Consider the following 12,661-nt stretch of genomic DNA (forward strand, 5'->3'; position numbering starts at 1 on the left):
GGCCGGGCGGGGCCCGTACATGCGTACGGACTTCGCCTATTAATCCTTACGAGGGAACGTCTTAAGTCTCCTTTTCGGGAAGATAGAGCCGCTCACCCTTCTCGTGATACCTACGCGACATCTCCTCCATGCCCTCGCGCGCTTCCTCAGCCTCGTCCTCTGAGGTCTCCTGCCTGATGTTCTCGCTCGCCAGATAGCTGTCGGAGTTCTGCTTCGCGGCAAACTCGCGCACTTCCTGGCTGATCTTCATCGAGCAGAATTTCGGGCCGCACATCGAGCAGAAATGCGCGGTCTTGGCGCCTTCTGCAGGCAACGTCTGGTCGTGGTACTGCTCGGCCGTGTCGGGGTCGAGGCTGAGGTTGAACTGATCGCGCCAGCGGAATTCGAAGCGGGCCTTGCTCAGCGCGTCGTCGCGGACCTTGGCCGCCGGGTGCCCCTTCGCGAGGTCGGCGGCGTGGGCGGCGAGTTTGTACGTCACCACGCCGACCTTCACATCGTCGCGGTCGGGCAGGCCGAGATGCTCCTTCGGCGTGACGTAGCAAAGCATCGCGGTGCCGTACCAGCCGATCTGCGCCGCGCCGATGCCGCTGGTGATGTGGTCGTAGCCGGGCGCAATGTCGGTCACGAGGGGCCCGAGCGTGTAGAAGGGCGCTTCGCCGCACACTTCCAGTTGCTTGTCCATGTTCTCCTTGATCTTGTGCATGGGCACGTGGCCCGGCCCTTCGATCATCACCTGCACGTCGGATTTCCACGCGCGGTGGGTCAGCTCGCCCAGCGTGTAGAGCTCGGCGAACTGCGCCTCGTCATTGGCGTCCGCGATGCTGCCGGGGCGCAGGCCGTCGCCGAGGGAGTAGGCGATGTCATACGCCTTCATGATCTCGGTGATCTCGTCGAAATGTTCGTAGAGGAAGCTCTCCTTGTGATGCGCGAGGCACCATTTCGCCATGATGCTGCCGCCGCGCGACACGATGCCCGTCACCCGCTTCGCCGCCATCGGGACATAGGGCAGGCGCACGCCGGCATGGATCGTGAAATAGTCGACCCCCTGCTCCGCCTGTTCGATTAGCGTGTCGCGGAAGATGTCCCAGGTCAGGTCCTCGGCCACGCCGCCGACCTTCTCCAGAGCCTGGTAGATCGGCACGGTGCCGATGGGGACGGGGCTGTTGCGGATGATCCATTCGCGCGTGTCGTGGATGTTGCGGCCCGTGGAGAGGTCCATGACCGTGTCCGCGCCCCAGCGGATCGACCAGACCATCTTGTCGACCTCGCTCGCCACGTCCGATGCCACGGCGGAATTGCCGATATTGGCGTTGATCTTGACGAGGAAGTTGCGCCCGATCGCCATCGGTTCGCTTTCGGGGTGGTTGATGTTGTTGGGGATGATCGCGCGGCCCCGCGCAACCTCGTCGCGGACGAATTCGGGGGTGATGATCTCGGGGATAGCAGCGCCGAAATCCTGCGTCCCTTCGCGGTTGGCGGCAATGGTCTCGCGCGCCATTTCGCGGCCCAGATTCTCGCGCTCCGCCACATATTCCATCTCGGGCGTGATGATGCCGCGGCGGGCATAGTGCATCTGCGTGACGTTCTGCCCTGCTTTCGCTCGCAGCGGACGCTTCACGACATTCGGGAACGCTGGGACACCGCCACTGCGGTCGGGGCCGAGCTGGCCGTTATCCTCCGGCTTCACTTCCCGCGCGTCGTATTCCTCGACATCGCCGCGAGCCGTGATCCAGTCGCGCCGTAGCTGCGGCAGGCCCGCCTGGATGTCGATATGCGCCGCCGGGTCGGTATAGGGCCCGCTGGTGTCGTAGACCCGCAAGCTGGGCTCCCCGCCCTCCAAGTCGATCTCGCGCATGGCGACGCGCACGCCGCTGCCGGTGCGCGCGCCGACATGGACCTTGCGGCTGCCGCGAATGGGCCCGGTAGTAACGCCGATTTCGAGAGGGGAATTGATGTCTGCCATGGGGAGGATCCTTGGGTTTGCGAAAATCAGATGGTCTGCAGCCGCGAAAGCGCGACGAAGATGAGGGCGGCGGCCAGCACGGCGTCCAGCCCGGCGATGAAAGTGGTCTTGTCCCCTGTCAGCACCCGGCGGCCGAGCGCTGTGACGCGGTCCGGTGCGGCAAGGAAGAACAGCCCCTTCGCCACCGCCAGCCCGCCGATGACGGAGATGAAAATGCTGAGCCAGTCCCCGGGTCTCCACGGCGAGGCGAGGTAGATCGCCGCACCCAGCGTGAAGGTGAAGGCGCCGGTCAGGAAGGAAAGCGCCGGACTGCGCTCGAAATCGTCCAGCAGCCGCGCCCAGCCGCCGGGCGCGCGCAGTTCCGCCACGCAGGCGGCCAGCATGTAGAGGCCGAGGAAGAGTGCGATCCACGCCGGGGTATCCGCAGTGCTCGCCATGACAGCCTCTCCTCTCGCATGGCAGCAAGGCAAGGGAAGCGAGGCGGCTCACCACTGGCGATCACCAACCCTTCCCTCCGCCGGTGCTAGCCGGTTCAGGTTCGACGGGTCGGAGGATGCCAGCCCTCCCTCTCAGCGCAAGGCGCGCTCCCCGGGGATGGCACCAGTGTAGATGCTGCGGGCACCGGCGTAAAGGACGATTGCCGGGAATCGTTGAGCCCTGAGAATCCGGGCGATCAGGGTCCGGTCTGGAAGATCTTGGCAGGCAACCGCCCGACGAAGTCGCGGGTCGCCACGCTAAAACATACGAGTTTTTCAGGCCTTGGATGCTGACGAGGCGTTTTTCATATTGTCAAAATTTTGGAATTTCTTATCGATTTCTTCCTTGGGGAGTCGATGGGGTTCCCCATTGTTGAGGGGTCACACATGAAAAAATCTGTTCGCGTTGCGACAGCACTGCTGCTCGCCACCTCTTCGCTCGCCTTTGCTACATCTTCTGCGCAGGCAAGCGAATGCCTACTCGATACCAATGACGACGGCGTTGCCGACGGTTCCGATACCGATGGCGGTGCCACGTCGACCGGCGATGACGGAAGCCTCGCGTGCGGACCGGGGGCCAGCGCACTAGGTTTCGCCGCCACCGCGTTCGGCGGTAACGCCAGCGCTGCGGAAATGAGCGTGGCGATCGGCTTCGCGGCGCAAAGCGGGTTCATGAATACTGCCGTTGGCCACGAATCCCAGGCACTGGGCGACCAGGCTACGGCTATCGGGACATTGTCGCGGGCCAATACGTTCAATTCGACCGCCGTCGGTTATGCCGCGGAAGCGCGCGGAGAAGACGCGGTTGCCCTTGGCACCGGCGCGATTGCGGATGCGTTCGGCACGACCTCCATCGGCGTCAATGCAACCGCAGTCGGTTTCAGCAACGTGGCCCTGGGAACGCAGAGTCTCGCATTCGGCGAACTCAGTTCGGCGATCGGATCGTACGCCGGGACATTCGCCGACTCTGCCACGGCGGTTGGCGCAGGAGCGACTGCGAACGCCATCAATTCCGTCGCTCTCGGCGCTTCCAGCTTTGCCGACCGCGACAATTCCGTATCCATCGGTCAGGTTGGCGCCGAGCGCCAGATTACGAATGTCGCAGCCGGCACACAAGGCACAGATGCGGTCAACCTCGACCAGCTCAATGCTGCCATGGGCGCAAGCGGGAGCGTGTATGTCGACGTCAACGGCACAGGCGGGCCGGCAAATGCCGACGGGTTCGAAGCGATCGCGATCGGGTCCGACGCGCTTGCACCGGGCTTCAGTGCGATTGCCATCGGCAATGCAAGCAACGCCATTGATAGTGGCACGATAGCCATCGGGCAGTTCGCTTTTGCGACCGGCGATTTCTCCAGCGCGCTGGGAGAAGGGGCGGCCGCAACCGGCATAAATGCCGTGGCAGTCGGAGCCTTCTCACAGGCCACGGGCTTCATCTCTACGACAATCGGCAGCAATGCCAGCGCCATCGCGGACAATTCGACAGCCATCGGGTCGAGCGCGGGTGCGAACTTCGCCAATTCCGTTGCTCTGGGAGCGAACTCACGAACGGACAGGGAAAATTCGGTGTCGGTCGGCAACACCGACTTCGACGGGCAGCGTCAGATCACCAATCTTGCAGCGGGCACCGCGGATACCGATGCCGTCAACGTCGCGCAGCTCAACGCCGCGGTCGCCGATGCCGGCAGTCCTTATTTCGCAGTCAACAGCGCCGGAGCACCGGCCGAAGCGGGCGGCTTCGATTCCATCGCGATAGGGGGAAATGCGATCGCGTTTCTTGATGGCAATATCGCCATAGGTGGCGGCAGCGTAGTCGCTGGATTCAACTCCTTGGCCTTAGGACAGAACAGCGCCGCGCTAGCCGATAATGCAACCGCGATCGGCTCTTTCGCCTTTGTTCAAGGACCCTTCTCTACCGCAATGGGAGCAAACGCTTCGACGATTGAAATCGGGTCGACCGCCATCGGTTCGGGCGCCTTCGCCTCGGCCAGGTTCGCGAATGCTATCGGCACCGCGTCCCAGGCTACAGGTCTGCAATCTACGGCAGTAGGCAACGACACCGATGCCTTGGGCGACTTCGCCTCAGGCTTTGGTAACAGTGCGCAGGCAACCGGCGAGCAATCCACTTCAATCGGCGCATTCTCGAATGCATCAGGACTCTTCAGCAGCGCATTGGGCGTCGAAGCGTTTGCGAACGGCCGCAGCTCGATAGCGCTCGGAGTCGTGGCAGTCGCTGCCGATTTCGGGTCGAGTGCTATTGGCACATCAGCCGATGCATTGGCCGTGGCGACAACGGCGGTCGGTCATCGCAGCCTTGCGCTAGAGACAGGGTCGGTCGCTTTGGGCGCCGACCTTGATGACGATGGGTTGGGCGCAAGGGCGGAGGGTGCCCAAACTGTCGCGATCGGGTCCGACTCGCTGGCATCGGCCACCGGCTCGGTCGCCATCGGCTACGGCTCCATGGCGGATCAGGATAACACCGTATCCTTCGGCAATGCGGACACGCAGCGCCGCCTCGTCAACGTGGCGGATGGCGTGGACGACAGCGATGCGGTGACCGTGCGCCAGCTCAACAATGCCGTGGAAGGCGCGACCAGTACGGCCGCTGCTGCGCGGGCCCGTGCGGACGATGCCTTTGCCCTGGCAGAAGATGCCAATGCGCTGGCGCTGTCGAACCAGTCGGCCATTGCGGACAACACTGCCGCGATCGCCGGCAACACGGCAGATATTGCAGCCAATACTGCAAACATCGCTACGAACACCGCGGATATCGCCACGAATACGGCAGCCATTGCAACCAACGCGGCGGGCATCGCGGCGAATACGGCGGCCATTGCCGGCAACACGGCCGCGATCGACGACGTGAACGACCGCGTCGATGCGAACGAGGCGGCGATCCAGTCGCTGGCGGGCAGCCTGCCCTATGTCGACGTCAATTCGGACGTGGCGCCAGCCTCTGCCACCGGGGCGGAAGCCATCGCCATCGGCGGCGGAGCGACTGCCGGCGGTGACGGAGCACTCGCGCTGGGGGGCACGGCCGATGCTTCCGCCGACAACGCCGTGGCCCTGGGTGCCGGTGCGACGGCTGCCTTTGCGGGCTCGACCGCGGTCGGTGCCGGTTCCGTGACGACGGCAGAGAACCAGGTCATGCTTGGCGCGTCCGGCAGTTCGGTCGTGGTGGCCGATATCGCCAGCTCGACTGCAGCGCAGTCGGGTCCGGTCGATGCCGTGACCATCGATGCCAGCGGGGTACTCGGCCGGGGCAGCTTCGCCTCCGTCGGCGGGCTGGCTGCGGCCAACCAGCGGATCGACGTGCTGGGCACGCAGGTCGGCGCGCTGGGCGCCCGGACAACGGCGCTGGAAGGGCAGGTTTCGACCCTGTTCGACCTCACGGAGACTGTGGACAAGGACGCGCAGCGGGGCATCGCCTCGATCGCTGCTGCCGCCCATCCCCACTTCCCCAGTGAAGCAGGCAAGACCAGCTACGCCAGCAACGTCGCGCTCTATCGCGGCGAAGTCGGCTTCTCCGCCGGTGTGATGCACCGCCTCGAAGGGGATTTCGCCGTGACGGCGGGGGTCAGCTACGCCGGCGGCAATTCCACCGCCGCACGCGTCGGTATCGCCGGCGAGTTCTGAGGCCGGTTCGCATAACAGGGCGGGCGCGGCGTTTTTGCCGTCGCCCGCCCACCGCAAACCATGGCTTAGATACCCATTTGCTATCTGGTTGAAAAAATGAGTAGGTAGCCCGCGATCGTAGCGGGTCAGGAAATCCCGCGTCACCTATTGGGGGTTATTCGATGAATACCAATACTCGCCGCGCGAGCGCCCTGCTGCTCGCCACCACCGCTTTTACTATATTTGCCACCCCCGCCTCGGCGGACGAAACCGCTGACTGCAATATCAGTGCCGGGCCCGATGCCACCCTTGGGACCGACGATGACGGGCTGGAATGCGGGGTAGGAGCGACCGCTCCTTCGCAAAATGCTACCGCAGTCGGGAACGGCGCAAATGCAGCCTGGTCCAATTCGACCGCCATCGGTTTCGGCACCTATGCCGGGTCCTATAGTACTGCTGTAGGTTCGGGATCCATCGCAGACAGCAACGGAGTCGCTGTAGGGTATCGAGCTTTTGCTGATCAAGGTTATGCCATCGGAATCGGCTGGGGTGCTTCTGCACTTCGCTCCGGCGCGATAGCTATCGGGGGTTTGGCCTCCGGTCACCCGACCGGGTCAGGGGCCAACGCTGCAGAGATTTTCACCATTGCGATCGGCCCCAGCGCACAGGCGTTGCAATTCGGTGCGATTGCCCTTGGCGGAAACAGCGATGCTGTGCAGCTTTACGACATGGCACTCGGTGTCGACACCTACGCGGGAGGCGGGGGCTCCATTGCTATCGGTAGCGGAAATTCAGCAAACGAAGGCGGAGCCCGCGCGACTGGCGGCGCAGATATCGCCATCGGTAACGCTGCCAAATCATTCAGCACTTATTCTGTCGCTATAGGAGCGCTGGCAGAGGCGCGCCCAGAAGCAACTGAGTCCGTAGCGCTTGGATCTGAATCGGTAGCCTCCGAAGAGCGCACCGTCTCCGTGGGCAACGCCGATCTCCAGCGCCGGATCGTGAACGTGGCACAAGGGATCGACGATTTCGATGCGGTCAATGTCGCGCAGCTCAACGCCGCGGTCGCCGCAGTTGAAGGCGGAGGGTTTGCCGCAGCCGATTACTTCGCCGCCAATTCCACCGGTCCGGCAGCCGATGCGAGCGGAGCGGATGCCATTGCCATCGGCGTCGACTCCTCGTCGCTCGGCAACAGCGCCATCGCTATCGGTAACCGCGCATCGGCAAATTCCGCCCAAGGCATCGCTGTCGGAACGCAATCGATTTCGAATTTCACCGGAGTTGCAGTCGGGTTTGCCACGCGCGCCGGAGACGAGGCTGCCGCATTGGGCGAAGTCGCCAGTGCCGAGTTCCTACGGTCCGTAGCGGTCGGCTATAACTCCTATGCCGGCAATGTCGCCGCAACGGCAATTGGGAGCCAGGCAGATGCCGGGGGAACGAATAGCGTCGCGGTCGGCGCCAAGGCTCTCGCCAATGGTGAGAACGCGGTGGCGCTGGGCGGCGACTCTAGGGCGTTGGCGATAGCCAGCCTTGCCCTCGGCGCGAATGCTTCGGCAAGCGGGCGCGGCGGATCCGCGATCGGCGCCGACAGCCGGGCGACAGCGGTCAGTTCCACGGCAATCGGGGCCGGCGCCGGGGCGAGCGCAACGGGGGCGACCGCCATCGGCAGCGGTGTAACCGCGGCTTTCGAACAGTCTACGGCAATCGGCAATGGTTCGTCCGTCGGGGCGAACCTTGCAACGGCCATCGGCGCGCGCTCCTCGGCGCCGGGCCTTAACTCGGTCGCCATCGGCTCCCTGTCAAACGCCAGTGCCGGCGGCACGGTCGCTATCGGACGAAGCGCATCGGCCACCGGAACGCTCGGCGCAGCGACCGGACAGCAGGCGACGGCCGGCAACCGTGGTTCGGCCTATGGCACACGCGCCAACGCCAGCGGCACCCGTGCCACCGCCCTTGGATTTGAAGCGAACGCTACCCAGGGCTCTGCGACCGCAATCGGCAGCGGGGCCAGCGCGGTCCATGTAAATTCGACCGCAATTGGCGCCGGCGCGGTAACGACCGCGGCAAACCAGTTGGTCCTGGGTGCAGGCGGGACGGCCGTCGTCGTCGCTGGCATCGATGCGGGCACATCCGTGCAGGAAGGGCCGGTCGACGTCGTGACCGTAGATGCGAATGGCGTCCTGGGACGTCAGCAAGTTGCGACAGCGGGTGCCCTGCGCACGGTAGAGGTGGCGGTCGACCACATCGCCGCTGTGACAGGGGCGCAGTTCGATACGCTGACCGGGCGCGTCACGTCGCTCGAAAGCGGACTGGATGCCATGTCTTTCCGCCTGGACGATCTGGACCAGCGGATGAGCGGCGGGATCGCGGCGGCCGCGGCATTGGGGAGCGCGATTGCATTGCCGGACAAGCGCGTCACCATCGGAGGCAATATCGCAACCTATAACGGCGAACAGGGCTATGCTGCTTCCGTCACCGGTCGCCTGTCCGATTCCTTCGCCATCGGCGGTGGGATTGCAGGCAATAGCGGCGATGGTGAGGTCGTGGCCCAGGCCGGCTTCGCCGTCGGGTTCTGACGACCCGGCGAAACCCGTCCGGATATAAAAAGGGAGGCTCTTAGCCGCAGCCGCCCTTCATCTCTCTTCGACGCGTCCGGATTTCGTACGAAACTGCACGCGGGTGCCGGCTGCAGGAAACCGAAGCAGACTGCGGCTCAGCGCGCGCCCATGCCCGCCGCCTGCATTTCGGCAGCCGACATCGTTCCGTCGCGGTCCTGGTCGTAACGATCGAAATTGTCCTGCGTGCGGATCCGGTATTCTATCAGGCTGATGATGCCATCGCCGTCGCGGTCGAAATCGCGCACCGTCGGGACTGGTACGTTGGTGATTCCGGCTGGGTCGGCCAAGGCGGCAAATTCGCCCGGCGACAGCGCGCCGTTACCATCCGTGTCGAGCTGCCGGAACGCAGCCCGGTTGATCTGCAGCGCCGCGGCCTGCCGCAATTGCTGGCTGCGCGTCTCGATTTCCTGCGCGGTGATCGTGCCGCTGCCATCGCCGTCGATCGCGGTGAATTGCGCATCCATCTGCGCGACGAACTGCGCCCTGCCGAGGCTGTCCTGCTGGCCCTGCGCTGCCGGATCCTGAGCGGCGACGGGTGACGCGAGAACGGCAGTTGCGAAAATAGCGGCGAGATGCGGTTTCATGGAGTATCTGGTCCCTGTCGAAATTGGCGCCCGGCGGCCTTCTGCCGTGAAGGACATGATCCTTACCACCGCGAACATGACCGGGATATGAGCAGTTTCGGACCTCATGCCAAGGAAAAGGGGCGGCGGCCTGCGCGGCCCCGCCCCTTCCCGGTTCACTAGTGCTTGGTGCGATTTACGACTGGCTGGCGACCCAGCGATCGATCTTGGCTTCCAGCACCGGCAGGGGCAGCGCGCCCGTACCCAGCACCTGTGCGTGGAATTCCTTGATGTCGAAATCGTCGCCCAGCGCTTCTTCCGCCTCGGCGCGCAGTTCCTGGATTTTCAGCGCGCCGACCTTGTAGGCGAGGGCCTGCGAGGGAATTGCGATGTAACGCTCGACCTCGGCGACGACTTCGGTCCGGGTCATGCCGCTGTTTTCCAGCATGAAATCGATCGCCTGCTCGCGGCTCCACCCCTTGGAATGCAGACCGGTATCGACCACCAGCCGCATGGCGCGCAGCTGTTCGTCCTGCAGCGTGCCATACCGGTTCCACGGGTCCTCGAAGAAGCCCATCTCGTAGCCGAGCGTTTCCGAATACAGCGCCCAGCCCTCGACATAGGCGGTGTTGCCGCCGAACCGCATGAAGGCGGGCAGGTCCCCGTTTTCCTGTGCCAGACTGATCTGGAAGTGATGCCCCGGCGCGCCTTCGTGGAGGTACAGCGTGACATTGCCCGTCGTCAGGCGGCTGGGCAGGTCATAGGCGTTGAAATAGAACGTGCCCGGGCGCGATCCGTCGGGCGCACCCGACTGGTACGAACCGCCCGCGCTGAACTGTTCGATCGCCGGGTCGTAGGGCTTGATTTCGAGCGGCGTCTTGGGAAGCAGGCTGAAATAGTCGCCGATGCGGGCGTCCACTTCCTCGCCGATATCGTAATAGGTCTGGGTCAGCGCCTCGCGGCTTTCCGGCTTGAACCGCTCGTCCGTACGCACATAGTCGAAGAATTCGTTGAGCGTGCCGGTAAAGCCGACCTCGTCCTTGATCTCTTCCAGCCCGTTCTTGATCCGGGCGACTTCCGCCAGGCCCAGCTCGTGGAGGTAATCGGCCTCCAGCGGCAGGGTCGTGGTGCTCTCGATCAGCTGGGCGTAGAGCTCTTCCCCGCCCTTCATCTGCGACAGGCCGACGCTGGTGCGCGCGACCGGCAGGTACTCGTCACGCAGGAAATCGCGCGTCTTTTCCGTGATGTCGTAGATTTCCTGCGTCTTGGCCCGGTACGCCTGAGTCAGCCGGGCCTTGTCCGCGTCGGAGAAATCCTCCGGCATCGCCTTCACCGGCGCCCAGTACTGGGATTCTTCCAGCGGGATGGCGAGCTGCGTGTCGTACTGGCTGATGACCCGTTCGATCGTCAGGCGCGTTTCCAGCACGCCTGTTTCCATGCCTTCTCGGAACTTGTCGATCGCGCGTTCGCCGATGGCGATGTAATCGTCATGGCGCGACAGGTTGTTCTCGTAATCCTCGACCGTCTTGAACGGCGCTGCGCTCTGCCCGCTGGCAAAGGTGGGATAGAAGGTGTGGAAGCCGCTGAAATGGTTGATCGGGCGCACTTCGGTCAGGGCGCGGATCTCGTCCGTCGTGCCTTTCAGCGCCTGTTCCTGGTTATAGAGGAACACGTCGTAGGCGAGCTTGTCCGTTTCCGACAGCTGGCTGCGATCGATCTGCTGGAGCAGCGCCATGTTCAGCTGCGTGTCGGTGCGCTGGGCGAGGAAGAAACTGTCGGTCAGGAAATCGCCCAGCCGGTCCGCCCGCCGCATATCGCCGCGAAACAGCCCGCTGATGGGGTTGAGCGCGAGGCTGCGTTCGTCGGATTCGGCGAACAGCGCCTCCAGCTTCTGGCCTTCCGTCATGGCTGTTTCGGCCTCGGCCGCATCGATATGGTCGTCGGCCAGTGCGGGCGCGGCCGGCATTGCGAGCGCGGCGGTCGCCAGCAAGGCGGTGCGGATCAGTTTCATTTGGGTCCCCTGTGCAATCAAGTCATTCCGATGGCGGAAGACAGCTTCCGCTACATCATGCTTGTCTATCCCACAAAGGCCGGGCGGCGAAGATGCACTCTATCAAGTGCTTGGCTGTCCCGACGAGCGGTCATCAGTCGATCACGCGCCCGCGCACCATCGTCCAGTCGACATTTTCCAGCACGGTCACGTCTGTCAGCGGATTGCCCTCCACCGCGATGATGTCGGCGGAATAGCCGGGTGCGAGCCGCCCGATCTCGTTTTCCAGCCCGATGACCTCGGCCGCGGCGGTGGTCGCGCTGGCCAGAGCCTCGCGGTTGGTCAGGCCCTGTTCGCGCAGCAGGGCGAATTCCTCTGCATTGCGTCCGTGGGGGAAAACGCCCGCATCCGTCCCGAAAGCGACCTTCACGCCGTAATCGCGCGCGCGGCTGACCAGCGTGCCCATATAGCTCGATACCTGCCGGATCTTTTCCTCCACCACCGGGGTGTAGAAGCCCGTGCCGAGATTTTCCGACACGCCTTTCAGTGCCATCAAAGTGGGGATCAGGATCGTGCCCTGCTCGCGCATGACGCGCCCGGCCTGTTCGTCGATATAGGTCCCGTGCTCGATCGTCTGCACGCCGGCCCTCGCGGCAGCCTCGATCCCGCGTGCACCGTGGGCGTGGGCGGCGACCTTCAGGCCCAGCGTTTCGGCGGTATCGACGATGGATTTCATCTCGGCGTCGGAAAAATGCGCTTCCAGACCGCGGCCCTGCTGGCTCAGCACGCCGCCGGTCGCGGTGATCTTGATGAGGTCGGCGCCGTATTTCGATGCGGTGCGCACGGTTTCGGCGCATTCGACCGCGCCGGTGCAGGTGAAATCGCTCGCCAGCATTTCCCCAACTCCGCGGCGGAAGCCGTTGGTGTCGCCATGTCCGCCGACGATGGCGATGGTTCGGGCCGAGGTGACGACGCGCGGGCCCGGCATCATGCCTTCCTCCGTCGCACGGCGCAGCATCTGGGTGACCTGGTCGGTGCGCGAGCCGAGGTCGCGCACGGTGGTGAAGCCGGCGCGCGCCGTGACGCGCGCATTCTTCGCCGCGACCAGCACGTTCCATTCGGGCGGCGTGGTGGCGGCGCGCCAGAACTCGCCGCTGGGATCGCCCGACAGGTGCGTATGAAGGTCGATGAGGCCGGGCAGCACGGTATGATCCGGCAGGTGCACCCGGTCCGCACCGTCCGGCACCGGCGCAAATCCGTCGGTAATGGAAACGATGCGCCCGTCCGTCACCGTGATCGTGGCGGGACCGCTCAATTCCCCGTCCGCGCTGTCCAGCACGGCGCCGGCGTGGATGATGGTCGTATCTGCCAGCGCGGGCGCTGCCATTGCCAGCGTGGCCACCCCTGCCAGCATGATCGCGGTGAAATTCATCGAT

General features: G+C 64.4%; 7 protein-coding genes and 1 riboswitch. Of the genes, 2 read left to right on the forward strand and 5 right to left on the reverse strand.

The genetic code is table 11. From position 1 onward, the window contains the following. Positions 1–61: 61 nt before the first annotated feature. Both thiC and PF049_12790 read right to left on the reverse strand, forming a co-directional pair. Positions 62–1,963, reverse strand: coding sequence for a phosphomethylpyrimidine synthase ThiC (gene thiC, locus PF049_12785; GenBank protein ID WBY16449.1), 1,902 nt, complete (start codon positions 1,961–1,963; stop codon positions 62–64). A gap of 26 nt (positions 1,964–1,989) precedes the next feature. Then, a complete protein-coding gene (locus PF049_12790; protein ID WBY16450.1) occupies positions 1,990–2,400 on the reverse strand; it encodes a hypothetical protein in 411 nt (136 codons plus the stop codon). A 55-nt stretch (positions 2,401–2,455) separates the two neighbouring features. Continuing rightward, a riboswitch (TPP riboswitch) is annotated at positions 2,456–2,564 on the reverse strand. Positions 2,565–2,826: 262 nt separating this feature from the next. Between PF049_12790 and PF049_12795 the strand changes: the two genes are divergently transcribed. Continuing rightward, a complete protein-coding gene (locus tag PF049_12795; protein WBY16451.1) occupies positions 2,827–6,075 on the forward strand; it encodes a hypothetical protein in 3,249 nt (1,082 codons plus the stop codon). Between the two features lie 161 nt (positions 6,076–6,236). Continuing rightward, a complete protein-coding gene (locus PF049_12800) occupies positions 6,237–8,630 on the forward strand; it encodes a hypothetical protein (protein ID WBY16452.1) in 2,394 nt (797 codons plus the stop codon). A 137-nt stretch (positions 8,631–8,767) separates the two neighbouring features. On the opposite strand, the gene PF049_12805 is transcribed toward PF049_12800, so the two are convergent. From PF049_12805 to PF049_12815, 3 genes are all read right to left on the reverse strand, one after another. Beyond that, complete coding sequence (locus PF049_12805; protein WBY16453.1) at positions 8,768–9,256, reverse strand: hypothetical protein; 489 nt, start codon at positions 9,254–9,256, stop codon at positions 8,768–8,770. Between the two features lie 175 nt (positions 9,257–9,431). Beyond that, positions 9,432–11,246, reverse strand: a complete 1,815-nt coding sequence (locus PF049_12810) for a DUF885 domain-containing protein (GenBank protein WBY16454.1) — start codon at positions 11,244–11,246, stop codon at positions 9,432–9,434. Positions 11,247–11,379: 133 nt separating this feature from the next. After that, the gene (locus PF049_12815) at positions 11,380–12,657 is read right to left on the reverse strand and encodes an amidohydrolase family protein (protein ID WBY16455.1); all 1,278 of its coding nucleotides are present in this window, start codon (positions 12,655–12,657) and stop codon (positions 11,380–11,382) included. Positions 12,658–12,661: the final 4 nt, after the last annotated feature.

Source organism: Erythrobacteraceae bacterium WH01K, assembly GCA_027941995.1.
Taxonomy (GTDB): Bacteria; Pseudomonadota; Alphaproteobacteria; order Sphingomonadales; family Sphingomonadaceae; genus CAJXSN01.

Bases quoted from the DNA above. Each gene is read 5' to 3' on its own strand.
- thiC (WBY16449.1), bottom strand. From the start codon at position 1,963: ATGGCAGACATCAATTCCCCTCTCGAAATCGGCGTTACTACCGGGCCC.
- PF049_12790 (WBY16450.1), bottom strand. From the start codon at position 2,400: ATGGCGAGCACTGCGGATACCCCGGCGTGGATCGCACTCTTCCTCGGC.
- PF049_12795 (WBY16451.1), top strand. From the start codon at position 2,827: ATGAAAAAATCTGTTCGCGTTGCGACAGCACTGCTGCTCGCCACCTCT.
- PF049_12800 (WBY16452.1), top strand. From the start codon at position 6,237: ATGAATACCAATACTCGCCGCGCGAGCGCCCTGCTGCTCGCCACCACC.
- PF049_12805 (WBY16453.1), bottom strand. From the start codon at position 9,256: ATGAAACCGCATCTCGCCGCTATTTTCGCAACTGCCGTTCTCGCGTCA.
- PF049_12810 (WBY16454.1), bottom strand. From the start codon at position 11,246: ATGAAACTGATCCGCACCGCCTTGCTGGCGACCGCCGCGCTCGCAATG.
- PF049_12815 (WBY16455.1), bottom strand. From the start codon at position 12,657: ATGAATTTCACCGCGATCATGCTGGCAGGGGTGGCCACGCTGGCAATG.